Annotated in this window: 20 protein-coding genes and 2 rRNA genes; 7 read left to right on the top strand and 15 right to left on the bottom strand. The window is 54.1% G+C overall.

Annotated features, from left to right (window positions below):
- Positions 1-48 precede the first annotated feature (48 nt).
- From RHJ80_RS08625 to RHJ80_RS08610, 4 genes are all read left to right on the top strand, one after another.
- Positions 49-3,663: ribosomal RNA gene (locus RHJ80_RS08625) — 23S ribosomal RNA — on the top strand.
- 125 nt (positions 3,664-3,788) lie between these two features.
- A 5S ribosomal RNA gene (rrf, locus tag RHJ80_RS08620) occupies positions 3,789-3,905 on the top strand.
- A gap of 178 nt (positions 3,906-4,083) precedes the next feature.
- Complete coding sequence (locus RHJ80_RS08615; RefSeq protein ID WP_310800788.1) at positions 4,084-5,397, top strand: S41 family peptidase; 1,314 nt, start codon at positions 4,084-4,086, stop codon at positions 5,395-5,397.
- Complete coding sequence (locus RHJ80_RS08610) at positions 5,397-5,720, top strand: helix-turn-helix transcriptional regulator (protein WP_206199831.1); 324 nt, start codon at positions 5,397-5,399, stop codon at positions 5,718-5,720. The genes RHJ80_RS08615 and RHJ80_RS08610 overlap by 1 nt, the downstream gene beginning before the upstream one ends.
- Here the strand turns inward: RHJ80_RS08610 and RHJ80_RS08605 are convergent.
- The 13 genes from RHJ80_RS08605 to RHJ80_RS08545 all read right to left on the bottom strand — a co-directional run bounded on the left by RHJ80_RS08605 (position 5,717) and on the right by RHJ80_RS08545 (position 20,067).
- On the bottom strand, positions 5,717-6,850 hold the full coding sequence (locus RHJ80_RS08605) for a cob(I)yrinic acid a,c-diamide adenosyltransferase (protein ID WP_302676142.1): 1,134 nt from the start codon (positions 6,848-6,850) through the stop codon (positions 5,717-5,719). The two genes, RHJ80_RS08610 and RHJ80_RS08605, sit on opposite strands and share 4 nt — an antisense overlap.
- A 34-nt stretch (positions 6,851-6,884) precedes the next feature.
- A complete protein-coding gene (locus RHJ80_RS08600; protein ID WP_206199829.1) occupies positions 6,885-7,064 on the bottom strand; it encodes a hypothetical protein in 180 nt (59 codons plus the stop codon).
- A gap of 17 nt (positions 7,065-7,081) precedes the next feature.
- Positions 7,082-7,804 carry a Stp1/IreP family PP2C-type Ser/Thr phosphatase gene (locus tag RHJ80_RS08595; protein WP_302676141.1) on the bottom strand — a complete coding sequence of 241 codons (723 nt, stop codon included), beginning with the start codon at positions 7,802-7,804 and terminating at the stop codon, positions 7,082-7,084.
- Positions 7,805-7,828: 24 nt separating this feature from the next.
- Positions 7,829-9,538: an AarF/ABC1/UbiB kinase family protein gene (locus tag RHJ80_RS08590; RefSeq protein ID WP_302676140.1), complete on the bottom strand. Its 1,710-nt coding sequence runs from the start codon at positions 9,536-9,538 to the stop codon at positions 7,829-7,831.
- 68 nt (positions 9,539-9,606) lie between these two features.
- Positions 9,607-10,833: an MFS transporter gene (locus RHJ80_RS08585; RefSeq protein ID WP_310742912.1), complete on the bottom strand. Its 1,227-nt coding sequence runs from the start codon at positions 10,831-10,833 to the stop codon at positions 9,607-9,609.
- Between the two features lie 49 nt (positions 10,834-10,882).
- Positions 10,883-13,507, bottom strand: a complete 2,625-nt coding sequence (gene mutS / locus RHJ80_RS08580) for a DNA mismatch repair protein MutS (protein WP_310800787.1) — start codon at positions 13,505-13,507, stop codon at positions 10,883-10,885.
- A 76-nt stretch (positions 13,508-13,583) separates the two neighbouring features.
- Positions 13,584-13,973: a hypothetical protein gene (locus RHJ80_RS08575; protein WP_310800786.1), complete on the bottom strand. Its 390-nt coding sequence runs from the start codon at positions 13,971-13,973 to the stop codon at positions 13,584-13,586.
- 126 nt (positions 13,974-14,099) lie between these two features.
- The gene (locus RHJ80_RS08570) at positions 14,100-15,503 is read right to left on the bottom strand and encodes a PP2C family protein-serine/threonine phosphatase (RefSeq protein ID WP_310800785.1); all 1,404 of its coding nucleotides are present in this window, start codon (positions 15,501-15,503) and stop codon (positions 14,100-14,102) included.
- 91 nt (positions 15,504-15,594) lie between these two features.
- Positions 15,595-16,896 carry an MFS transporter gene (locus RHJ80_RS08565; RefSeq protein ID WP_310800784.1) on the bottom strand — a complete coding sequence of 434 codons (1,302 nt, stop codon included), beginning with the start codon at positions 16,894-16,896 and terminating at the stop codon, positions 15,595-15,597.
- Positions 16,893-17,720, bottom strand: a complete 828-nt coding sequence (gene recO, locus RHJ80_RS08560) for a DNA repair protein RecO (RefSeq protein WP_310800783.1) — start codon at positions 17,718-17,720, stop codon at positions 16,893-16,895. Before recO ends, RHJ80_RS08565 begins: the two co-directional genes overlap by 4 nt.
- Before the next feature lie 64 nt (positions 17,721-17,784).
- The gene (locus tag RHJ80_RS08555) at positions 17,785-18,105 is read right to left on the bottom strand and encodes a nucleotidyltransferase family protein (protein WP_302678071.1); all 321 of its coding nucleotides are present in this window, start codon (positions 18,103-18,105) and stop codon (positions 17,785-17,787) included.
- Positions 18,102-18,515: an HI0074 family nucleotidyltransferase substrate-binding subunit gene (locus RHJ80_RS08550; protein ID WP_302678070.1), complete on the bottom strand. Its 414-nt coding sequence runs from the start codon at positions 18,513-18,515 to the stop codon at positions 18,102-18,104. Before RHJ80_RS08550 ends, RHJ80_RS08555 begins: the two co-directional genes overlap by 4 nt.
- A 25-nt stretch (positions 18,516-18,540) precedes the next feature.
- The gene (locus RHJ80_RS08545) at positions 18,541-20,067 is read right to left on the bottom strand and encodes a UbiD family decarboxylase (protein WP_206199818.1); all 1,527 of its coding nucleotides are present in this window, start codon (positions 20,065-20,067) and stop codon (positions 18,541-18,543) included.
- Positions 20,068-20,131: 64 nt separating this feature from the next.
- Between RHJ80_RS08545 and lpxA the strand changes: the two genes are divergently transcribed.
- Genes lpxA through RHJ80_RS08530 form a run of 3 tightly spaced genes read left to right on the top strand, consistent with a single transcriptional unit; the run spans position 20,132 to position 22,968 of the window.
- On the top strand, positions 20,132-20,935 hold the full coding sequence (gene lpxA, locus RHJ80_RS08540) for an acyl-ACP--UDP-N-acetylglucosamine O-acyltransferase (RefSeq protein ID WP_310800782.1): 804 nt from the start codon (positions 20,132-20,134) through the stop codon (positions 20,933-20,935).
- A 40-nt stretch (positions 20,936-20,975) separates the two neighbouring features.
- Positions 20,976-21,524 carry a hypothetical protein gene (locus RHJ80_RS08535; protein ID WP_310800781.1) on the top strand — a complete coding sequence of 183 codons (549 nt, stop codon included), beginning with the start codon at positions 20,976-20,978 and terminating at the stop codon, positions 21,522-21,524.
- Positions 21,525-21,531: 7 nt separating this feature from the next.
- Positions 21,532-22,968: a serine/threonine-protein kinase gene (locus RHJ80_RS08530; RefSeq protein ID WP_310800780.1), complete on the top strand. Its 1,437-nt coding sequence runs from the start codon at positions 21,532-21,534 to the stop codon at positions 22,966-22,968.
- Positions 22,969-22,975: 7 nt separating this feature from the next.
- Here the strand turns inward: RHJ80_RS08530 and RHJ80_RS08525 are convergent, their stop codons facing one another.
- Together RHJ80_RS08525 and RHJ80_RS08520 are read right to left on the bottom strand one after the other, a co-directional pair.
- Positions 22,976-23,674, bottom strand: coding sequence for a DUF1995 family protein (locus RHJ80_RS08525; RefSeq protein WP_310800779.1), 699 nt, complete (start codon positions 23,672-23,674; stop codon positions 22,976-22,978).
- A 5-nt stretch (positions 23,675-23,679) separates the two neighbouring features.
- On the bottom strand, positions 23,680-24,009 hold the full coding sequence (locus RHJ80_RS08520) for an Hpt domain-containing protein (protein ID WP_310744456.1): 330 nt from the start codon (positions 24,007-24,009) through the stop codon (positions 23,680-23,682).
- Positions 24,010-24,044 lie beyond the last annotated feature (35 nt).

The raw sequence follows: 24,044 nt of genomic DNA, 5'->3' as shown, positions 1-24,044 counted from the left end.
GGACAATCACTTGTTCTATCTAGAAACACAGACACCAATGTTGACTGTGGTCAAGCTACAAAGAGCCTACGGTGGATACCTAGGCACACAGAGGCGATGAAGGACGTGGATACCGACGATACGCTTCGGGGAGCTGGAAACAAGCTTTGATCCGGAGATTTCCGAATGGGGTAACCCAGTGACTCTAACGCCAATCCATAACGTTAGAGGGCGAACCTGGCGAACTGAAACATCTTAGTAGCCAGAGGAAAAGAAAGAAAACTCGATTCCCTTAGTAGCGGCGAGCGAAAGGGGAACAGCCTAAACCAACGGGCTTGCCTGTTGGGGTCGTGGGACAGCAACGTGGAATTGAGCGGCTAGACGAAGTAGTGGAATGCTACACCAGAGAAGGTGAAAGTCCTGTAGTCAAAAGCTTAACAATCCTAGCTGTATCCCGAGTAGTCCGGAGCACGTGGAATTCCGGATGAATCTGCGAGGACCACCTCGTAAGGCTAAATACTCCTGTGTGACCGATAGCGTATAGTACCGCGAGGGAAAGGTGAAAAGAACCCCGGAAGGGGAGTGAAATAGAACATGAAACCGTAGGCTTACAAGCAGTCGAAGCTCGATTTAACGAGTGACGGCGTGCCTGTTGAAGAATGAGCCGGCGACTTATAGGTACTGGCAGGTTAAGGCAAGAATGCCGAAGCCATAGCGAAAGCGAGCCTGAATAGGGCGTTTGTCAGTATTTATAGACCCGAACCCGGGTGATCTAACCATGGCCAGAATGAAGCTTGGGTAACACCAAGTGAAGGTTCGCACCGACCGATGTTGAAAAATCGGCGGATGAGCTGTGGTTAGGGGTGAAATGCCAATCGAACCCGGAGCTAGCTGGTTCTCCCCGAAATATGTTGAGGCATAGCGGTTGTGATTATAGCAGGGGGGTAAAGCACTGATTCGGTGCGGGCTGCGAGAGCGGTACCAAATCGAGTCAAACTCTGAATACCCTGTGTACACACAGCCAGTCAGACGGTGGGGGATAAGCTTCATCGTCGAGAGGGAAACAGCCCAGACCACCAGCTAAGGTCCCTAAATCATCACTAAGTGGCAAAGGAGGTGGGGATGCTCAGACAACCAGGAGGTTTGCCTAGAAGCAGCCATCCTTAAAAGAGTGCGTAATAGCTCACTGGTCAAGCGTTCCTGCGCCGAAAATGAACGGGACTAAGTGATGTACCGAAGCTGTGGACTTACTACGTAAGTGGTAGGGGAGCGTTCTGCATTAGTTTGAAGCACTAGCGTAAGCAGGTGTGGACGAGGCAGAAGTGAGAATGTCGGCTTGAGTAGCGAAAACATTGGTGAGAATCCAATGCCCCGAAACCCCAAGGGTTCCTTCGGAAGGCTCGTCCGCGAAGGGTTAGTCGGGACCTAAGGCGAGGCCGAAAGGCGTAGTCGATGGACAACTGGTCAATATTCCAGTACTCATCTTGGTTTGTGCAGAGGGACGGAGAAGGCTAGATCAGCCGGATGTTGGTTACCGGTTCAACTGTCCGAGGTGTTGAGGAGCGGTGAAAACGCTCTGAGCTGAGGCAGGAGTACGACCCACTACGGTGGGGAAGTGATTGATGTCATGCTTCCAAGAAAAGCTCTAAGCACGTTAAGCCAAGATACCCGTACCCGAAACCGACACAGGTGGGGGGGTAGAGTATACCAAGGGGCGCGAGATAACTCTCTCTAAGGAACTCGGCAAAATGGCCCCGTAACTTCGGGAGAAGGGGTGCCACCGAGAGGTGGTCGCAGTGAAGAGGCCCAGGCGACTGTTTACCAAAAACACAGGTCTCCGCTAAGTCGTAAGACGATGTATGGGGGCTGACGCCTGCCCAGTGCCGGAAGGTTAAGGAAGCTGGTCAGCGCAAGCGAAGCTGGCGACCGAAGCCCCGGTGAACGGCGGCCGTAACTATAACGGTCCTAAGGTAGCGAAATTCCTTGTCGGGTAAGTTCCGACCCGCACGAAAGGCGTAACGATCTGGGCGCTGTCTCGGAGAGAGGCTCGGCGAAATAGAAGTGTCTGTGAAGATGCGGACTACCTGCACCCGGACAGAAAGACCCTATGAAGCTTTACTGTAGCCTGGAATTGGGTTCGGGCTTTGCTTGCGCAGGATAGGTGGGAGACGTTGAAGTATCCCTTGTGGGGGATATGGAGTCGCCGGTGAGATACCACTCTGGCAAGGCTAGAATTCTAACCTTCTGCTGTTAGCCAGCGAAGGAACAGTTTCAGGTGGGCAGTTTGACTGGGGCGGTCGCCTCCTAAATGGTAACGGAGGCGCGCAAAGGTTCCCTCAGGCTGGTCGGAAATCAGCCGTAGAGTGCAAAGGCATAAGGGAGCTTGACTGCAAGACCTACAAGTCGAGCAGAGACGAAAGTCGGCCTTAGTGATCCGACGGTTCCGCGTGGAAGGGCCGTCGCTCAACGGATAAAAGTTACTCTAGGGATAACAGGCTGATCTCCCCCAAGAGTTCACATCGACGGGGAGGTTTGGCACCTCGATGTCGGCTCATCGCAACCTGGGGCGGTAGTACGTCCCAAGGGTTGGGCTGTTCGCCCATTAAAGCGGTACGTGAGCTGGGTTCAGAACGTAAATCATTGCGTCACTTCACAGTAATGTGGAGCAGCAAACCGACTAAAATCGGTAGAATCTTAATCAGTGACGAACGGCTGATTAAGGCAATACCGAGGGTAAGCAAGAGTCTCGTGACAGACGATTTAACGCTGAGTTACATTGCTGGTTTTTTGGATGGTGATGGTTGCATCAATCTTCAACTAGTGCGACGTAAGGATTACATCCTTGGTTATCAAATTCGCGCTAGCATCACCTTCTTTCAGTCTTCTTCGCATCGTTCCTTCTTGGAGTGGTTAAAGTCTATTTTCCAAGCAGGGTTTGTGAGAGATCGAAAGGATGGCTTAAGCGAGTATGCAATTGTTGATGCGCCATCTGTCTTAGAAGCACTGCTAACTCTTCGCAGTTATCTTAAACTCAAGAAGCCACAATGTGATTTAGCAATTACTGTTCTACAGGAAGTTGTTCAATCAAGGCGATTAACGCCAGAACAATTCCTAAAACTTGCTCAGCAAGTGGATCAATTTGGTGAACTGAATGCTTCCAAAAAGCGTTCGATTCGCTCTGATCAAGTGGAGCAGTTCTTGAGATCACGACAACTCTTGATCCCGTAGAGACTGAAGCCTAGGCTTGAGTTAGCCATCAAGCGTAAGCTGAGATGCTCTGAGGTTGTCAGAGACATCAAATGTCGGCTCCTGATTCGTTAGTGGCGAGAGTCAGGATGAAGATATAGTCCATGCTCGTAGTGATACGAGAACAACATGCGTGAGACAGTTCGGTCCATATCCGGTGCAGGCGTAGGAGCATTGAGAGGAGTCCTCCTTAGTACGAGAGGACCGGGAGGAACGCACCTCTGGTGTACCTGTTATCGTGCCAACGGTAAACGCAGGGTAGCCATGTGCGGAGTGGATAACCGCTGAAAGCATCTAAGTGGGAAGCCCACCTCAAGATGAGTGCTCCCATGGCATAAGCCAGTAAGGTCACGGGTAGAACACCCGTTAATAGGCTCTCGATGGAAGTCCAGTAATGGATGAAGTCTAGGAGTACTAATAGACCGAGGGCTTGACCTCATCAATCAACAGGTGTCTGATTCAATTAACTATACTGACAATCGCTATTTAGTTGAAAGGTTATTGATCCTGAATTTATCTAGCAATTCTATAGTCTAGGTTTTCAATTCAAAATCAAGGCTTTGCCTAGTGCCTATGGCGCGACGGAACCACGCTGATCCATCCCGAACTCAGAGGTGAAACGTCGCAGCGGTGAAGATAGTTGGAGGGTCGCCTCCTGCAAAAATAGCTCGGTGCTAGGCAAAATATTCAAACCACCCCATCTAGGTTTTCTAGGTGGGGTCTTGATTTTTAAGAAATGTTTAAGGGATGATCGGTTTTGGATAGAGGAGTGACATTGATGGGTAGTTCGGTCTATATTGCATCAAATATCGCTCTCCTCAAAAGGTTTTTAGGGTCATGCCTCAATTCATGCGTTTGATGGGTCTTCGGCACTGGGTGCTGGTGGGTTCCTCGGTGGTGGCAGCGGTGCTGGCGGCGGCGTTACCAGGCTACGGACGAATGCAGGATAGCCCCAAGATGTTGGTGGATGAGGTGTGGCAAATTGTGCAGCAGGAATATGTGGATGAGTCGTTTAATCAGGTGGATTGGCTGGCGGTACGGCGGCAACTTTTGGCGCAGCGCTATACGTCGCGGGAGCAGGCCTATGCAGCTATTCGGGGAATGTTGCAGCAGTTGAATGACCCCTATACGCGCTTCATGACTCCAGAGGAGTTTACGGCTTTGCGCACGCAAACGTCGGGGGAAGTTTCGGGGATTGGTATTCGCTTGACGGTGGATGAAAAGACACAACAGTTGACGATTTTGGAGCCGCTGGAAAATTCACCTGCAACTAAGGCGGGAATTCGGGCGGGCGATCGCCTGCTGGCCATTGATGGTCACTCTACTCGGCGGATGTCGATTGAGGAGGCATCGCGGCGGATTCGGGGGCGGGTGGGGACTCCCATTGAACTTCAGTTGTTTCGCCCTAATCGCGGTACCTTTCGCCTGACGCTGACACGGGCATTGATTGAACTCCCTGCGGTGCGATCGCTGGTGAAGGAGGAAGGCGGTGCCCGCATTGGCTATATCTATCTGAGTGAATTTACTGCCCATGCAGCGGATCAGTTGCGCGCGGCGATTCGCAAGCTAGAGGCGGAGAAGGTGGAGGGGTTTGTTTTGGATTTGCGGGGGAATCCAGGAGGACTATTGCAGGCAGGCATTGATATTGCCCGCATGTGGTTGAATCAAGGTTTGATTGTGCGTACGGTCGATCGCAGTGGCCACAGTGAGCAGGCACGGGCGAATCAATCGGCATTGACGAATTTGCCCCTCGTGGTTTTGGTGGATCACCGCTCTGCTAGCAGTAGTGAAATTCTCACAGGGGCATTGCAGGATAACGGTCGTGCGATTGTGGTGGGCACGCCAACCTACGGTAAGGCCTTGGTACAATCCATTCATCAATTGAGTGATGGTTCAGGATTGTCGGTGACGGTTGCCCATTACTACACGCCCAATGGCACAGATATTAACCGCACAGGGATTACGCCGAATGTAATGGTGACGCTGCCGCAAGAGGTGAGTACCAATCCCCGTTTGTGGACGACAGCAGCCGATCGCTTGTACCAAGCAGGGGTGGCTCAATTGCGCCAAGTCATTTATCGCAGTCAAGCGCCTAAGCCCGTGAATACGGCGCAAACAGGGGAGCAGGAGCAGTTTCGCCAACCCCTTGGTGTCCCTTGTCCGGTGCAGTGATGGTTGCTTCAGAGATTGATCAGGAATACCCCGCTGAGATTCAATTGGCCTTTCATGCCCTTGGGGAGCCGTTGCGGTTGAAGGTGATTGAAATTCTGCATCGGGAGGAGCTGTGTGTCTGTGATCTGTGCGATCGCCTGCACCTGACCCCCTCAAAACTCTCGTTTCATCTGCGGGCACTGCGGCAAGCCAATCTCGTGCTGTCGCGTCAAGAAGGGCGGTGGGTCTATTACCGCCTCAATCGTCCCCAATTTGAAGTCCTAATGGCCTATTTGCAGCAGTTTACGGTGGGGGAAACGGTGCTGGCTCGCATCTGTTCTTAAAAATCAATGCCGCGCTTGAGATCAACGCCTTTTTCAGCATAGTGCTTGTGGCAGATCATCTCCGAGTGGACGCTGGCGAGTTCAAAGTAGGCGGGGGGATATTTGCAGCGACCGGTAATAATGATTTCCGTGGTGCGCGGCTTGCGCAGGAGTGTTTGCACAATCGGTTCGACGGGCAGCAGCTCGAGGTCAACAGTCGGGTTGAGTTCATCGAGAATAATGGTTTTATAGAGACCAGAGGCAATGGCAGCTCGAGCAATTTCCCAGCCGCGTTCGGCTTCGATGTAGTCAATTTCCTGCTGCTGACCGCGCCAGACAATGGCATCCCGACCACAGCGGTGATGATCCACTAAATGGGGATAGCTCTCTTTGAGGGCAGCGATCGCGGCATCTTCGGTGTAGCCTTGCCCCCCCTTGAGCCACTGGAGAATGAGCACACGGTGGGATTGATCGCGGCTAATTCCTTTGCCGATCGCCTGAAGGGCTTTACCGAGGGCACTGGTGGACTTGCCTTTGCCGTCACCCGTATAGATTTCAATGCCTTCAATGCCCTGTTCTTGAGCCGTAGGATGCACAAGGGGACGCATCTCGGAGTGGAGGTCAGCAATTTGCAGGAGTTGGGCAGGAGCCCCCCGGCCAGTGGCAATAATTTCTAGGTGTTCGGGCTTGTGGCGGAGGGTGTTGACAACTTCATCAACGGGCAAAAGACCTAAATCTAGGACGGGGTTGAGTTCATCTAAAACAATGACGGAATAGAGACCAGAGGCGATCGCTCCCTTGGCAATATCCCAACCCCGCTGGGCTTCTTGGCGATCAAATTTGGTAATTTCTTCGGCGGTAAAGTATTCTGCGCGCCCCGTCCGCACTTGATCGATTAAATGGGGAAACCCGCGCTGCAGCGCTTCAATGGCGGCATCTTCGGCATAGGCACGGCCGGGTCCTTTGAGAAAGCGCAACAAGAGTACCCGAGTGGGCCAGGCAGAGGCAATACCCAGACCAATGGAGCGCAGAACAACCCCGAGGGCAGCTTGGGATTTGCCCTTACCGGCACCGTCATAGACGTGGAGTTGACCGCTCACCCGTCCGGGGCGAATCTGAGCGGTTTGAATGCCAATACCTGCACGGGTCATAGGGGTGTGAATCAAAGAACCTAGAGGGATTGTATCAAGGGCGGGGTGGGGTTTTGAGAACAACCGCTTCAACCGTTAGATCTGTGGTAGTGGTGGCGGTAATCGCCCAACGCAGGGGCTGACCATGGGCTTGCAGGGTCTGTTCGATGGCCTCATGGAAAGGCGGGGAGAGGGTATGTCGGGGTAGGGTCAGACGGATAAATTCCGTTTGCATAGGTTTTGCTTGATGGGTTAAACACCAATGACAACGACGGTGACATTGTCACGGCCACCGTGGGTTTTAGCTGCATTGACAAGGGCGGTTGCTGCTTTTTCGACATTGGGTTCACTGAGGTAGATACTGATCACCTCGTCGGTGAGTTCTTCAGTTAAGCCGTCACTGCACAGCAGTAGGCGATCGCCCGGCTCTAGATCAATGGGTTGAATATCAATTTGGGTGAGGTCTTCGCGGCCTAGGCACTGGGAGAGGACATGGCGCCACGGATGCTGCCGCGCTTGCTCAATGGTCAAGCTACCCAGTTGTACGGCTTGGGCAATCCAAGTGTGATCGCTGGTAATTTGCTGGAGTTGGTCTTTGCGCCAGCGGTAGATGCGGGAGTCGCCCACATGGGCACACCAAGCGCGATCGCCCTTTTCATCAACGAGAACCACCACAGCCGTTGTCCCCATATCAGCACGGGCAGTATTTTGGCGTTGCTGCTCAACAATGGCCTGATTGGCAGCGAGAAAGGCTTGGCGGAGTAGGGTCACAGGGTCATGCTGCAGGTCTTCAAGGTGGGTTTCCAAGAATGCCTGAATATGTTCGACAGCTAAACGACTGGCTTCCTCGCCCCCAGCGTGCCCACCCATGCCATCGGCCACAATAAAAAAACGCTGATGCTTTTCGTCAACATAAAAAGCATCCTGATTGCTTTTGCGAATCAGACCACAATCAGTTAAGCCGGCAACGTCCATGACCCCCCTATGTTGGGCTGCTTGTTAAAACATTTTTTCATACTTATCGAGTTTAAGCATTAGTCGCCAATAGAGGATACCAAACCATACCGCTAATGCGGCTGCCACACCCGCCAAGAGGAGATACTGGTTCACGAGTAAAATTGTCGCCACTAAGGAAAAACTGCCAATAAGGACGACATAATTTAGCCCTAAGTTAATGTTACTCAGGCGCCGCAGAATGCGATCGCTCTCACTGGAACGGACGCGCAAGCGCAAATCACCATTTTCCAGTTTATCGAGCACCTCTTCAAGGCGACGGGGCAAGCCAATGGCACTGCTGCCCACTTGAGCCGCTTGACGACTCAGTTCAGAGAAAAGACTGCCATTACTGGGATCGGGGAAGTTTCCGTTGGTCATAAGTTCGGTCGCAAATGGTTGGGCAACTTGCATGAAGTTAAAGTCTTTGTCGAGTCCTTTGCCTACCCCCTCTAGGGTGGAAAACGCCCGCATCACAAAGGTAAAGGTGGCGGGAAACCGGAAGGGTTGGTCATAGGCAATTTCGTAGAGGTCATCGCTAATTTGAGCCACCGATTGGGCTTCAAAGGACTGGTTCATGAAATTGTCGAGGAGATACTGAATCGAGCGACGTACCGGCCCTAGATCGCCTGTGGGAACCAACGCTCCTAGCTCTACAAGGCACTGTACCACCTGTTCGGCATCCCGTTGGGCAATGCTTAAAAATGTTTTCAGCAATTTATCGCGAGTCACAGGTTGAATGCGCCCCATCATGCCAAAGTCGTAGAAAATCAGTTGGCCGTTGGGGCTGACGGCAATGTTGCCTGGATGGGGGTCAGCGTGGAAAAAGCCGTCATTAAGAACTTGATAGAGGTAGGCCTTGGCACCGAGTTCAGCAAGGCGTTTGCGGTCTAGACCCGCCGCTTCAAGGGCTTCGTAGTGGCTAATTTTAATCCCCGGTAAGTACTCAAGGGTGAGCACACGCCGTGAGGTATACCGCCAATAGACGCGAGGAACACAGGCCCAGTCGCGATCGCGAAAGTTGCGGCGGAAGGTGTCGGCATTGCGTCCCTCATTGAGGTAGTCAATTTCTTCGTAGAGAATGCGACAACACTCATCGTAGATGCCCATCCAGTCGCGCCCTTGCCCCCATTTGGGGTGGTTTTGAAAGTATTGGGCAATGCCTTTGAGAATCGCTAGATCAATGTCAAACAACTGCCGCAGGCCGGGGCGTTGGACTTTGACCACCACTTCTTCGCCTGAGAGCAGTTGCGCTTTGTGGACTTGACCCAGACTGGCGGCAGCCATGGGGATGGGATCAAAACTGCGAAACAGTTCAGGGATATGGCGGCCAAAGTCTTCGTAGATGATTTTTTCGACTAGCTCGTAACTAAAGGCGGGGACGCGATCTTGGAGCTTGCTCAGTTCTTCGACGTATTCGCTGGGGAAGAGATCGGCACGGGTGGAAAAGAGTTGCCCCAGTTTAATGAAGGTGGGGCCAAGGTCAAGGAAGGTTTCACGAATCCAGATCGCCTGGGCACGGCGTCGCGCCGCACGCTTAGCATCGGTCATACCGCCCCAGTAGCTCCAAGATTTGGTGAGGAGCCAACGGCCAAAGAGAAATCGCCAGACAAAAAACCAAATATCAAAGAAGCGCCGCGTTTTTGAGTAACGCTCGCGATTCCAACGGTAGGATTTGCCGGTGGGCGTCAAACTGGCCGAAACTGGTGTGGACACACGCTTTTCCCTAGTGGGTGATCTCAACAAATTGTAACGAATCCCTAACGATACCAAAGAATAATAGGCTACAGGGCATAGCGATCGCGCCCCATGCCGAGGGCAAAACGCAGGGAATCGGGCAGGCTTTTGCTACTAGCGGTTAAAAAGAAGGTTAGCCCCAAGAGGCTAAAGACCGCCGCCATGCGAAAGATGAGGCGATAACCCAAAGGATCAATCAGCCCCCCCAATAACGGTCCTGCCAAGGCCATCCCCAGATCAAAGCCCCCTAAACTGAGGCTGAGAACCCGTCCCCGCTCATCGGTGGTGGAGCGATCGGCCATCAGGGCAGCGACCATGGGAATCAGGACACCGCCGGCAAGACCTTCAAGAATCGCCGCCCAGAGGATATCCAAGGGGGTTTGGGCTTGGGCGAGGAGCACCATTGAGACCACATAGCAGGCAAGGCTGGCGGAGATGAAAATGCCCCTTCCCCAGCGATCGGAGGCAGAACCCGTGGCCACACGACCGATAAAGCTGGCGATCGCCGCCACGGAGTAAAACAGCCCTGCGGAAATGTTGAGCCGCTCAGCCGCAATAAACAGGGGAATAAAGGTGGCAATGGTGCCAAAGGTCAGCCCTACACTCAGCATCACCAAGCTGGGAATCCGCAGCCGTTCTGAAAGCAAGAGCCGCCAAAAGAGGGCTTTCTCTGGGCGAGACCCTCCAGAGTCCTGTGGGATATTCACCGCCCGCACGCCTGCGGCAGCCATGAACCCAAGGGCAGCTAAGCTACTGGCAACCATGAAGACCAAGCTATGACTATAGTTCATTTGCAGCCAACTGCCGAGACTCGGTCCGAGGGCAACCCCAATGGGATGGACAAGGCTGGTGTAGCCAATGATTTCACCGCGATGCTCAGGTGGGGCAATATCCGTCACCAGTGCCATGTAGCCGGTGGTAAAGCCAGCGATGCTCACGCCATGGAGAAGGCGCACCACAACAAGGAGGGGTAGGTTGTGGCTGACGATATAAAACAGGGGAGCGATCGCGGCCACCGCGAGGCCAATCAGCAGTGTAATTTTGCGTCCCCGGCGATCGGCCAGAGGCCCTAACCACGAGCGGGAAGCAATCAGCCCTACGGCAAAGGCACCCATGACAAACCCCACCTGATGGGGCGTGCCCCCCTTCTCAGCAATGTAGAGGGGTAACGTGGGCAACATTGCCGCAATGCTCGACCAAAACAAAAGGCCGGCTACGATGAGCCTCAACAGGGTTTGCCGCAAGGGTGGGGGTAACTTCAGCAGGAGAACCACGGATCCCCCTTGTTAACAAAACGTTACATTTTCTATTCTAGCCAAGGAATTAAAAGGGTAGCTCGCCCTGATCAATTTCGGGGGTAGTTGGTGTGCCATTCATTTGGCTTTTGCGTAGTCCCACGGCAATTTTGCTGTGCTTCTCAATTTGGCGCATCACTTCACGGGCACGTTGAATCACGATGGGGGGCAATCCGGCAAGGCGTCCCGCTTCAATGCCGTAGGAGCGATCGGCACCGCCGGGCTTGACTTGGTGGAGAAAAATAATCTCGTCGGGGAGTTCTTTGACCACCACTTGGTAGTTGGCCACATTGGGCAGTAGCGTTGCCAGTTGATTCAGTTCGTGGTAGTGGGTGGCAAAAATGGTGCGGGATTTGAGTGTGGTGGCTAGGTATTCTGCCACTGACCAAGCGATCGCCAGCCCATCAAAAGTGGCCGTACCGCGCCCAATTTCATCGAGGAGAACCAGGGAGCGATCGCCCGCATGGTTGAGGATATTGGCCGTTTCATTCATCTCCACCATAAAGGTAGATTGACCCGTGGCGAGATCGTCAACGGCACCCACCCGCGTAAAAATGCGATCGCACACTCCCAAAGTAGCACTGGTGGCGGGCACATAACTGCCCATTTGCGCCAGCAGTTGAATCAAACCCACCTGCCGTAGATAACAACTTTTGCCACTGGCATTGGGGCCTGTCAGCACCATCAAATCAGCGCTTGTACCGAGTTCCGTATCGTTGGGAACGAAAAACCCCGCTGGTAGCATCTGCTCCACGACCGGATGGCGCCCGCCGCGAATCTGAAGCTGGCGATCGCGGGTCATTTGCGGTCGGCAATAGCCCTGATACAACGCCACCTCTGCTAACCCCAAAAGGGCATCTACCGCTGCCACCGCTGCCGCAATCTCACGAATCGTTGAGGCCTGAGCGGCCACCTGCTCCCGCAACTGCACAAAATACTGGTACTCCAGTTCAAAAAGATGGCTTTGAGCCGCCAATAGCCGTGCTTCCCGTTCCTTGAGTTCCGCCGTGATAAAGCGTTCCTCATTTGTTAGGGTTTGTTTGCGGATATAGTCATCGGGGACTTGATTCAGCTTGGCGCGGGAGACACTCAGATAGTAGCCAAAGACTTTGGTATAGCCCACTTTGAGCGTGGTAATGCCTGTGCGTTGCCGTTCTTGGGCTTCTAAATTAAGAATCCACTGCTGATCTTGCTCAATTTGCTGGCGTTGCTGATCTAGTTCGGGGTAGGCACCCGATCGCAGGAGACCCCCTTCGGTGAGACTAATGGGGGGCTGATCCACAAGGGCTGCGCTGAGGGTATCCGCCAATTGCTCAATCACCGGTGGCAGGTGGGCAAGGGCTTGGAGATAGGGCGATTGGGTTGCCGTCACAACTGCCGCAAGGGAAACTAACGTGCGAAAGGAGTCCCGCAGTGCCGCTAAATCACGGGCATTGGCCGTCCCAGAACCCGCCCGACCCGCTAGGCGTTCGAGGTCATAAATTTCCTGAAGGTGGCGGTGCAGACTCTGACGTAGGCTACTATTGGCCATTAATTCAGCAATAGCCTCTTGGCGCGCCGTGATGTGCTCAATATCAAGGAGGGGTTGCAGGAGCCAGCGGCGTAATAGACGCCCCCCCATCGCCGTCGTTGTGCGATCGATCGCCCACAGGAGCGAGCCTTGGAAGCTGCCATCGCGGACAGTTTGCGTCAGTTCTAGATTGCGGCGGGTTTGCGGGTCGAGAAAGAGATACTGGGCGAGGGAGTAGGTGCTGAGGTTTTGCAGGGGCACCGGTTGTTGGCGATGGGTTTCATCCAAGTAGGCCAAGAGGCCACCGGCCGCCCGCATGGCAAGGGGCAGATGCTCACAGCCAAAGCCTTCAAGGGATTTGACCTGAAAACGTTGACACAGGCGTTGGCGTGCTTCCGCTGCCTGAAAATCTTGGGGCGATCGCAGGGTGTAGCACCACTGGGGCGGCAATTCAGGGGGCAATTGATCCTGAGCTTCACCCGGGCGCAAAACGCGATTAATGTCTGGAGCCTGACTAGGAAGGAGAATCTCTGCGGGTTGTAACCGGTTGAGTTCAGCAATTAACTCGGCGCGATCGCTGCTTTGGGTGGTACAAAACTCCCCCGTCGAAACATCGGCATAGGCCAATCCCCAATGACTCCCAGAAAGCAGAACAGCAGCTAAAAAATTATTGCGGCGCGGTTGGAGCAGTTCTGTGTCCAACACCGTTCCTGGCGTAAACACTCGGGTCACTTCCCGCTTCACCAGTCCTTGAGCTTGGGCGGGGTCTTCCACTTGATCGCAGATGGCAATGGCGTAGCCCTTTTCAATAAGGGTGCGGCAATAGCGTTCAAGAGCATGGTGGGGAATGCCAGCCATGGCCACCCGGCCAACTTCTTTGCCCCCCTCTTTACCGGTGAGCACCAGTTCCAGCTCGCGGGCAACGGTGCAGGCGTCTTGAAAAAAGGTTTCGTAGAAATCGCCTACGCGGTAGAGCAGCAGCGCTTGGGGATAGGCATCTTTGAGTTCAGCATAGTGCTGCAGCATCGGCGTCAACAGCGATCGCTCCACCTCATCGTGGCGCACCTGTAGGCCAGGGTTGCGTCCTAAGCGCAGGGCAGGGGACTCAGTCTCAGAATGGGGCAGCGGGCGATCGTCGGACATAGCAACGTCACAACTTCCTGTGGTGTGCTCCAAAGGGACTTTATATTATAGTTTTCCCTATCGTGGCGTAGAGCACCTAATACTCATCTCCCGTAGTCTCCATGAAGAGCCACTCTGCCAGTCCCGGACTATGTTCCCCAAGGATGGACATTGCCTCTTGAAAGCGGCTGCGTTGTACATTGGCCTTGCTGATGCGTTCCGGATACGTGGTCATCAAGAGATAGGGTTGGCTGTCACTGGATTGGACAAAGGTTTCCACACCAGACACCAGTGGATGCATCTCAAAAAAATGATGGAGTGCCATGGCTTGCTCAAGGGTTTTGGCTTCAACAAAGCCGAGATGACGGGTTAGGATGTCCCAAATGGCATCATCATCGCATCGGAAACTCACCTCAACGAAATAGCGCATCCCCACCTCACAGGCACCTGCGGCTATCTTAACCGCTTTTATTGATTTCATTGTCATGCCGTTGGGAGGGGTTCCTCGAATGGGGGAGGAGGCAGCAACTTTCAATCCTTGTGCGTTATGGCAAGGGTTTTGCTGGTGCCTTTGTTAGCTCGATGGGGTCAAACAAGGGTCAAGCAGGATTGCCTACTGGTCAATGACCCGCAGAATCACCAACGTCATATCGTCGCTGCGCCGGCCATTGGCATTGGTAAAGGCATCAACGGCATCAAAAATATAATCCAATAGTGCCTGAGCGCCCAAACCCTTGGCACAGCCCTCTTTGAAGACTGCTGCGAGGCGCTCTTCCTCAAAGCGTTTACCTTTTGGATTATCGGCTTCTGTGATGCCATCCGTGTAGTAAACCACCGTGTCGCCGGGTTGCAGTCGCACTTCTGCCTCTTGATATTGGCTGCGGGTATCCAGACCAATGAGCATACCGTAGGTGTCCAGCCGATGGATAATCCCGGTTTCAGCTCGCCATAACAGGGGAGGAAGATGAGCCGCATTACTGTAGGCCAAGAGCCGCGTTTGCGGGTTGTACTCAGAGTAAAAGAGGGTAACAAAACGATGGGAGCTTTCTAAATCTGGCTGCATCGCCCGGTTGAGGTGCTGCAAAATTCGACTGGGACGGTGACCATTGAGGGCTTCTGCCCGCAGCATGCCGCGGGTCATGGTCATGATCAATCCGGCCGGTACCCCCTTACCCATCACATCCCCAATGGCAATGCCCCAACGGCCTTGCTCGATCTCCTTTTGATCACCGAGGCCATAGGTAATGGGGATAAAGTCATAGTAGTCTCCCCCCACCCAACTGGCGGTGCGACACTCGGCGGCTAGCTCGAGGCCGTGGATTTTGGGGCAGCGGTGCGGCAAGAGTCGCCGTTGAATTTCTGCCCCAATTTCCAGTTCCCGATCCAAACGCTGGCGATCGCGCAACTTTAAGGCCAACTCATCATTGGCAATGGCCACGGCTGTTTGATCCGCGATCACCTGCAACAGTTGCTGCCGTGTTTCATTCCACTCGTATTCGGGTTGCTGACTAAAAACGTAGAGCCGCCCCCGCTCCGTGAGTCCCGAATCCTTGACGAGAATCGCCGTGCCGTAGAACTGAATGCCTTGGGGAAGACGTTCTCGCAGTTGCTGATCCAAAAGTTGCTCAAGCCGAGGACGGCTGATCTCGCGATCGCTCCCCGCATCAATTGCAGCCATACCAACGCTATTGGCAAGGGTGCGGGTGGCCGTTTCTAGGGCGGCGCGAATATTGGGGCACTGATCGCTGGCGTGACAATGGAGTTGTTCAAGACGAGCCTGACCATCGGCGCGAAATAAAACCAGGGCCGCGGCCTCCGCCTCCGTCACGCGGCAGGTAATCAGCGGGATCAGTTCAAAAAATTGATTCAGGTTGTTGAAACTCCGCAGCGCAAAGCTCAGGGAGGCCAATAGCTCCTGAATTTTACTATTTTCCCGCTGTAACCGCGACACCATTTCCTTGAGGGCGATCACAGGGCTAGAGGAGGTCGTAGAGGATGAGGGGAAGGCAGGTGACATGGTAAGTTACGCCAGCAAAAGCGTCAATTGACTGTACAGCGTAGCGCAAAAAACGTCAAGATGAAAGGATTTAAGATTTTTTATGGAACTTTTAGAGCAGGCCGCCAGTCACCATGCCGTTGCGATGGCTGAGGGTCATCAGCGTCCCACCAAGGGCGATCGCCCCCCCCAAGCCGATGAGTATAGGTTGCAGCCCCCACCACGTCTCCGCTAAACCAACCACCGCCAAGGGCACACTGAGGGCAATATTCACGAGGTTATTTTGCAGGCCAAAAATCGCCCCTCGCTGTTCGGCTGGGGTCATCAGTTGAATTAAGGTTTGCATTGGAATCGCCACAAAGGCCGCAAAGAAGCCCAAACCAATGATGTAGCCCATGCTCCAAGCCAAAGAATCTAGACTCAAGGACAGACCAAGAAACATGCCCCCCATGCCCCAACAGCCCACTAAACCCGACCAGCCGTAGGCAAAGTGCTTGCCCACTGTATTCAAAAGCAGTGCCCCTAGCCCGAGTCCGCCGGCCGCAGCCGCCAAAAGAAACCCAAATTGATCCGTATCGAGGCTGGGTAAGACCTCCGCAAGGCGCACTACCAAAACCGACATCGCCGCGACAATGGCAAACAGCAGGATGAGTTGCAGCAGGGCAAAACGCAGGGCTGTATATTCCTGCAAAAGCTGAAGGCCTTGGTGGAGTTCTTGCCACACTTGACGATAGCGGCTTGGTGGCAGATGACACTGATCCGGTGGCCGCAGCAGCATGAGTAGGAGTGCTGCCCCGCCATAGCAGGCACTGACAAAGACAGCCCCACCCCACTGGGAGTGCCAGTGGCTCGCAAGATTCAAAAGCGGCTCACCCGCAGCGAACCCCACCACGAGAGCAGCCATCATCGTCAGGGTATAGAGGGAGTTGGCCGACAGCAGATGGGACTTATCCACCAGCAGCGGAATGGCTGCCTGTTCTGCGGGGGCAAAAAATTGGGTTAAACAGGAAATCGTAAACGTGATCAGCAACAGCGCCATAAACCCAAACCATTGCCCGGCGCCAAGGAGAATCGTGATCGGAATCCCTAAGACAAGGAGGGCACGGTAGAGATTGGTCACGATAAGTACCTGTTTTTTCGACCAGCGATCCACCAGCACCCCCGCCACCGATCCGAGGAGAATGGCCGGAATCGTAAAGGCCACCATAATTGCTGACACCCAGCCACTAATACTCTGGTCTGCCGCTTGGAAAAACTCTGTAGTGAGGGCAATTACAAATACAAGGTAAATTTTGTCAGCCAACTGTGAGCAGACCTGCGCCAACCAAAGAGCAATAAAATTGCGGTTTTGCCAGAGGGGAGGCACCGGTGGTAGGGGGAGATCTATGCGAATGTCTTGCTGCTCAATGGTCATGGCTGGGACACCGCAACAGGTGAAAAACAATGATCAAGGAGGGGAGGCACCTGCAGCGTTTGCTCAAGGTGAAATTGCAGGTACTGGCGCAATATGCGTTCAAGGGACAGCCAAACACTGAGGGGATAGGCCTCAGCTTGGGCAAGGAATTCATCCCGTGCCAAGGATGGGGTGGTGGGCAGTGCAAGCCATTGCCCGAGGCGCACTTCAGTCGCTGTCAGTTGGCGATCGCCCCCCGAAGATCCCCTGTCGTTCCCTTCTTCTGTAAGGATAAAAACGCCACCGCTGGCAAAACTAAAGCCCACCCGCCAGTCGGTATCCGCTGCAGGCACAGCAATTTCGCAGCCACTTTCATGGCACTGGTACCATTCTGGGGCAATGCCCCCCAATCGCAAGATGCCCCACAGGCCGCGCACCAATAGCGCTAGGGCAGCGCGACTCGAAACCCCCTGAAGTTGGTCTAAGGTGGTACAGAGCCAATCAAAGAGATCCGGTTGAGGCTGCTGCGGATGGACTTGGTAGAGCACCACCTCACCGAGATATTGGGCAGCGGTCAGAGTGGTCAAGTGGCTGTTGAGGCCTTGGTAGGTGGCGACTGTTTCTGCTTGCAGAATGCGATCTAAATTGCGGCCAGGACTAATAAAAAGGTCATTGACGACAAACAAATCCACCCGTCCGCCCAGTTTCGAGCGGCAGCCACGGCTATGGGGGGCGACTAACTTCAACAGCCCGCGATCGCGACTAAAGACACTGAGCAGGCGATCGCTTTCCCCCAGGGGCATGGCCTTGAGGTTAATGCCAATTGTGCGGTAGGTGCGACCCATCCCAAGTATCCAGACAATAGCGGCAGATTGTTCGCCTATCTTTTAGCCTATCGCGGCCTGTCCCCTAAACAGTGATCAACTTGTTGCGGGCAAACCATTCCACCCCATGCTGGTTAATCTCTTCCCGTAGGGTTGCATTCTCAATACTGTGATAGATGAGGAGATCCACCCGTTGGGCAATGGGCAGTTCAGCGATCGCCTCGGCAAGGGCAGCTTGATCACTAAGGGTGAGGTTCTCGCCAAAGAGGGCAATATCAATATCCGAAGTTGTTCTGAAGGTACCGATCGCCCGTGAGCCAAAGAGGACGATTCGTTCTACCTTGGGATTGGCCGTTAGAGTGTCAATGATGGCTTTGCGTTTTTCTGGGGTGAGTCCGTCCGTCATTGTTGATATTTTTCCTGTAAGCAGTTGTACAGTTTCCGAAAAACAGGAGTCAACCTGTGTTTGATCAGTCGTTCCGCCTCTTTTGTCGTTTGCTCTTCGTAGGTATGGCTCAAGAGATTTCGCTTTGCCAAGGCATCTAGCAGTATCTCCGTGTCTTCCTCGGTGAGATAGCCTGTCTCAAAGGCCTTGCGAATAGCTTCTCTGGGAGTTTTCACATCCAGCCCCTCATAAAAAAGAAGGTCTTTCAATGTTTTCCACGCTAGCTCAAGGGTGAACTCAAACATTTGTACCAGACCGGCTCGCTCTAGTTCCGAATACTCCTCCTGAGCACAGGCGGTTTCTAGGCGGATTAGGACACGACCAAAGTTCTGCAACCGCTGTTGCCAACGCATCGCATCTCTATTCGTCATGTTTTATGAACCGTTGTTTCTTCGATTATCGCCAACGAAAGGCGGGGTCTAGCTCATAGCCGAACCGCGTCGCATCTACGGCTGTTAGGTCAATATCGCCAAGGCCATATTCCTGCCAGCGTTCTGTGACTCGCCGTGCCACCTCAGGATCCGATGTGAGGGGATCGCCCCAAGGATGGTCTGTTTCTGGAGGAATTTTCGTGGTGGCATCAATGCCCATGCGTCCCCCAAGGCCGATTTTTTCGCTGGCAAAGTCAAGGGAGTCAAAGGGGGTATCTCCCAAAATAAAGACATCGCGGCTGGGATCCACCTTGGAGCTGATCGCCCACACCACCTGACGCGGATCACGAATATTGATCTCTTTGTCCACAACAATCACAAACTTGGTGTAGGTAAATTGGGGTAGGGCACTCCAAAAGGCGAGGGCAGCGCGGCGTGCTTGGCCAGGATAGGCTTTGTCAATGGAAATAATCGCCGCCTTATAACTGAGGGCTTCCATGGGCAAAAAGAAGTCCACAATCTCCGGTACCTGCTGCCGCAGAATGGGTGTGTAAATGCGGTTGAGGGCAAGGGCAATCATCGCCTCTTCCTTGGGCGGGCGGCCACTAAAGGTGGTGAGATAGATGGGATTGCGGCGATGGGTCAGGCAGTGGAAATGAATGACGGGCGAATCTTCTACACCACCGTAGTAGCCCATGTGATCGCCACAGGGGCCATCGGGCAAAACTTCACCGGGGGTAATGGTGCCCTCAAGGACAAATTCTGCGTGGGCAGGCACCTCCAAATCAACGGTTTTGCACTTGGCCAAATGAATGCCCCCACCGCCATAAAGCCCGGCAAAGAGCCACTCCGACAAATCCACGGGAATTGGCGTTGCCGCCGCCATGATGATTAGAGGATGCACCCCCAAGGCCACAGCCACTTCTAAGTTTTTGCCACGGGCGGCAGCTTTGCGGAGATGGCGTGCCCCTCCCCGCACTGAAAGCCAATGCACGGTCATGGTGGTTGGGGATTGCAGTTGCAAGCGGTAAACCCCGACATTGGGAATGCCCGTCTCACAGTCTTTGGTAATGACGAGACCAAGGGTAATAATTTTGCCTGCATCCTTGGGGTAGGGGCGAATCAGGGGCAGTTGCCGTAGATCCAAATCGGGGGCTTTGATCACCACCTGCTGACACGGGGGTAACAAATCGCGACTCGGCTTGGCACGGACAACATCAAAGAGAATTTTGCCGAAATCAAGGGCTTGACTCAGGGTTTTGGGCGGCTTCGGCTGTTGTAGCTTAGCCAACTTTTCCCCTAGGGTTTCCAGGTCTAGGGGGTGTTCCATTTTCATGGCCCAGCACACCCGCTCTAGGGTTCCCAAGAGATTAATGGCGACGGGATAGGGGGAACCAATAACGTTTTCAAACAGTAACGCTGGCCCGCCGGCAGCCAACAGGCGGTTACAGATTTCCGCCATCTCCAGATCGGGATCAACGGGTACGGTGATGCGTCGCAGTTGTTGCCGCTGTTCTAAAAGCTGGAGATATTGCCGCAGGTCGTTCGTCATCGGGGATCAAAATCGCTTAATCTCTTTTATGTTAAGAATCTTTAGCCAATCGTGCAGGAAGGTCATGGCGGTTCATCCCACGGCGGTGATTGAGGCGGGTGCCCACATTGGGGAAGAGGTAGAAATTGGTCCTTTTTGCTATGTGGCGGCCACGGTGGAGATTGGACGCGGTACGCAGTTGGCTCCCCATGTCACTCTGTTGGGATATACCCGTCTTGGCGAGAACTGCAAAGTGCATAGTGGGGCGGTGATTGGCGATCTCCCCCAAGATGTGGCCTATCAGGGGGGGATTAGCTATGTCCACATTGGCGATCGCTGTACGTTGCGCGAGGGGGTAACCATTCATCGGGGAACCCAACCAGAAACCGTCACCCATGTCGGGCATGATTGTCTGCTGATGGCCCACAGTCATTTGGGTCACAATGTTTATGTGGGAAACCATGTGACGATCGCCAATAATACTTTGATTGCCGGGTATGCCCATGTGGGCGATCGCGCCTTTATCAGCGGGAACTGCCTTGTGCATCAATTTACGCGCATTGGGCGCTTGGCCATGCTCTCCGGCGGCACTGCCATTCAAAAAGATGTGCCCCCCTTTTGTATGACCCGCAGCCTGAGTACCAATACGATCATGGGCTTGAATGTGGTGGGTTTGCGGCGAGCGGGCTTTTCGGCTCAAGACCGACAGCTCCTCAAAAAGGCCTTGGATATTCTCTACCGCTCCCAATTGACCACCTCCCAAGCCGTTCAACACCTGCGGGAACAGTTTATGCATCCCCTTATTCAAGAGTTTTGCGATTTCATTAGTGCTTCGGAACGGGGCATCTGTCATTTTGTGCGTCGGGGGGAGGGAGGGGATTTCTCCTGAGCAGGAAGCAACTTTTTGGCTATGATCACCAAGCAGCATCTTGCCCCTAGATCCCATGGCTGAAGCGCTATTATTCTCCCTCTTCAGTGGCAGTATAGGCCTATGGGCGCTGCTTTACCATCAGTGGTGGAGCTGGCAGCAGCAAGTCAATCAAGAACGCGATGAAGAAGAGGAACAGTTGACCACCTACCCCTCCAAAGAAGAACAGCGTCAAGTATCCCCCAAGCTGGGAGGTTGGGAATTCAAAATCCTGCGATCGCGCCGCAACCAATTTCATGATCCCGATGTCCTGCGCAAAGTCTGCCAAGAGGAAGCCCAAGGGGGCTGGATTTTATTTGAGAAGCTCGACGATCGCCGATTGCGCTTTAAGCGGCCCATGGCCCTGCGGGAAAAAATCAAGCCCAGTGCCAACTACGATCCCTACCGCAGCTACTATGGGTCTCGGTTTGAATGGGAATCTTTGTTGTCCGTGATACTCTTGATGATGATGGCAACCTTACCTGCATATTTAGGCTATCGCTTGGTTATTCTCAGTCAACGCTTAGCCCCACTGCCAACCACTCCTCCATCTGCTCCATTGCGTCCCTAAGGTGCCTATGTCCTCCCTCAGTTTGCTTAGTGTGGGCACAACCCTCCAAGGGGAAAAATATCGCCTCGATGCCCTTTTGAGTCAGGGGGGCTTTGGTGTCACCTATCGCGCCACCCACACCCTGCTCCATCAGCCAGTGGTGCTCAAAACATTGAACTTGCAGCAGGAACCCCCGAAGCGGATTCATGATCTGGGGGAGCGGTTTATCCAAGAAGCGCAACGCCTTGCCCAGTTTAATCATCCCCACATTGTGCGCGTCAGTGATTGCTTTATTGAGGGGGGGCGTCCCTTCATTGTCATGGACTATATCCCCGGACGAACATTGGCCCAAGTGATTCAGGAGGAAGGCCCCCTACCGGAAAAAACGGCTCTCCACTATATTCGCCAAGTGGCTAGCGCTCTTGAATTAGTGCATGAGCATGGGCTGCTGCACCGCGATGTCAAGCCCGATAACATCATGCTGCGGGACGGCACAGATCAAGTGGTGCTGATTGACTTTGGCATTGCCCGTGAATACACTGCTGGGGTGACGGAAACAAATACGGGACTGCTCTCAGCAGGTTATGCGCCGGTGGAGCAGTATTTACCCCGCCACCAATGGACGCCGGCAACGGATGTCTATGCCCTAGCAGCAACGCTCTATGCCCTTTTGGCAGGACGCCCTCCTGTGGCCTCGGTCTTGCGCGATCGCGTGCCTCTCGAGGATTTACGCCAGTTTCAGCCCAATCTTAGTCAGCGCACCATTGATGCCATTGAAGCAGGAATGGCTTTGGATGTCCGCGAACGTCCCCAAACGGTGCGGGCGTGGCTGCAACTGCTCATGGGACAGCCCGTGGCGCGTCAAACCACAGCAACGGTAGCGGTGATGCCGCAGTACCGATCCACTATCTTGGCAAATACTCAACCGGAGGGGACAGCCGTCGTTGCTCCCCTCAAACAACGCAATTTTTCGCCGTGGCTATGGCTGTTGGGAACGGCAATCTTTGGCAGCTTAGCAGGCATTGGCCTAGGGCTATTTTTGCGCAACCAACCCGTGGACACAGTCACCCCTCGCCCCCCGCGTCCTCAGGAACAGGAATTTCCACCCACCCTGCCGACCATTGTGCCACCTGTAGAGGTGACGCCCACTCCCACCCCGACACCGACGCCAGAGCCGGAACCCACCCCTACGGAACCGACGCCCACCCCAGAGCCAACGGAAACGCCTACCCCTAGCCCGAGTCCTGAGGAAGCATCCCCAGAACCAACGCCGACTCCTCCGCCATCCCTCTCTCCAAAACCCCCAAAGTCCCCAAAGCCCCCAAAGAACGCAGAGCCTCCCGTCGCCCCCCCCACCACCGTTGAACCATCTCCACCAACACCTACGCCCTCACCGCCACCGACAGACACAATGCCCGAGGTGTCACCCCCGCCAACCAGTAACACTGAACCGGCCACCCCTTAGAGATTGGCTAGTTCTGAAGTGCTCGCAAAAAGGCACCCAAGCGACTAAAGACTCCCTGACCACGGGGTTTGCCTTGGGGCGTCAGGGCACGCTCAATGTCTTCACTACTGGGGCGTTGCTCAAATTCTGCTAGGCAGGTGGGGGCGGTTTCGCCGTATTGCCAAATTTGCCACGGTTGCGGATAACAGCGCCAGAGAATGATGGTTTCTGCGAGGGGACGAAGGTAGTAGCAGGGTTCAAGGGTGTTGAGAAATCGCTCCCGCAGCCGCCGACCGGCGTAGCCAATACCAACGACGGCCACATCCTGAAGCCTTGGGTTCAAAAGGATAAAGGGGCGATCGCCCGCCGTTTCACACATCTGCTCAATGGCATTGGCTTCTACAGGGGTTGGGGCAACGATGACAATGGCGCGATCGCTCACTGTAATGGGTGTCAGTAGTTCATTCACGCCCCGCACACTATAGGCAGTTTCACCCCATTCGCGACGGGCAAGGGCGGCAGATCCAGCATCGGCAAAAAAGACTTTGAGATCACGACCTAGTTCCTCAAACAAAGGGAGGTAGCCAGCGGCAAAGGCCATCGCATTGAGATCGGGCAACAGGATCTCGATTTGCAGGCGATTTTTACCCTCTTGAAGCGCCGCTTGGGTGGCCTGTTGAGCTTGGCTGAGGGCAGTCTCCAGACTATCGGGGGGCAGGATCGACATGGGTCTTAAGCGGAGACCTCACTGGCAACGGTGGCAAACAGGCGTTGTAGCTCTTCCACTAGGGTTTTGGCTTGGGCGAGCGTTTGCGGGGTCGTGGATTGTTCCAGTTGGGCAGCGATGGTTTGCATGGCAGTAATGCCGACATTACCACTGGCGCCCTTGAGATGATGGGCATCCCGCTTGATTTGATCAACGTTTCCCTGATTGACCGCTTCCGCCAATGCTTGGAGACGCTCCTGGGCATCCTCAACAAAGGTTTGCAACAGTTCCAACTCAAACTCGCGATCGCCCCCCGAAAGGGCAGCCAAGTAGTCCCAATCAATTGGCGATGTCATCGATTCACAATTCCCCACAGGTTACTCGTCGTTAT

It is taken from the genome of Thermosynechococcus sp. QS41, assembly GCF_031583515.1.
Lineage (GTDB): Bacteria > Cyanobacteriota > Cyanobacteriia > Thermosynechococcales > Thermosynechococcaceae > Thermosynechococcus.
This window is presented reverse-complemented; position numbering and strand designations above follow the sequence as displayed.

Bases quoted from the DNA above. Each gene is read 5' to 3' on its own strand.
- RHJ80_RS08570 (WP_310800785.1), bottom strand. From the start codon at position 15,503: ATGTCACCTGCCTTCCCCTCATCCTCTACGACCTCCTCTAGCCCTGTG.
- RHJ80_RS08530 (WP_310800780.1), top strand. From the start codon at position 21,532: ATGTCCTCCCTCAGTTTGCTTAGTGTGGGCACAACCCTCCAAGGGGAA.
- RHJ80_RS08520 (WP_310744456.1), bottom strand. From the start codon at position 24,009: ATGACATCGCCAATTGATTGGGACTACTTGGCTGCCCTTTCGGGGGGC.
- RHJ80_RS08615 (WP_310800788.1), top strand. From the start codon at position 4,084: ATGGGTCTTCGGCACTGGGTGCTGGTGGGTTCCTCGGTGGTGGCAGCG.
- RHJ80_RS08555 (WP_302678071.1), bottom strand. From the start codon at position 18,105: ATGACGGACGGACTCACCCCAGAAAAACGCAAAGCCATCATTGACACT.
- lpxA (WP_310800782.1), top strand. From the start codon at position 20,132: ATGGCGGTTCATCCCACGGCGGTGATTGAGGCGGGTGCCCACATTGGG.
- RHJ80_RS08610 (WP_206199831.1), top strand. From the start codon at position 5,397: ATGGTTGCTTCAGAGATTGATCAGGAATACCCCGCTGAGATTCAATTG.
- RHJ80_RS08575 (WP_310800786.1), bottom strand. From the start codon at position 13,973: ATGACAATGAAATCAATAAAAGCGGTTAAGATAGCCGCAGGTGCCTGT.
- recO (WP_310800783.1), bottom strand. From the start codon at position 17,720: ATGGGTCGCACCTACCGCACAATTGGCATTAACCTCAAGGCCATGCCC.
- RHJ80_RS08525 (WP_310800779.1), bottom strand. From the start codon at position 23,674: ATGTCGATCCTGCCCCCCGATAGTCTGGAGACTGCCCTCAGCCAAGCT.
- mutS (WP_310800787.1), bottom strand. From the start codon at position 13,507: ATGTCCGACGATCGCCCGCTGCCCCATTCTGAGACTGAGTCCCCTGCC.
- RHJ80_RS08600 (WP_206199829.1), bottom strand. From the start codon at position 7,064: ATGCAAACGGAATTTATCCGTCTGACCCTACCCCGACATACCCTCTCC.
- RHJ80_RS08545 (WP_206199818.1), bottom strand. From the start codon at position 20,067: ATGACGAACGACCTGCGGCAATATCTCCAGCTTTTAGAACAGCGGCAA.
- RHJ80_RS08595 (WP_302676141.1), bottom strand. From the start codon at position 7,804: ATGGACGTTGCCGGCTTAACTGATTGTGGTCTGATTCGCAAAAGCAAT.
- RHJ80_RS08605 (WP_302676142.1), bottom strand. From the start codon at position 6,850: ATGACCCGTGCAGGTATTGGCATTCAAACCGCTCAGATTCGCCCCGGA.
- RHJ80_RS08565 (WP_310800784.1), bottom strand. From the start codon at position 16,896: ATGACCATTGAGCAGCAAGACATTCGCATAGATCTCCCCCTACCACCG.
- RHJ80_RS08550 (WP_302678070.1), bottom strand. From the start codon at position 18,515: ATGACGAATAGAGATGCGATGCGTTGGCAACAGCGGTTGCAGAACTTT.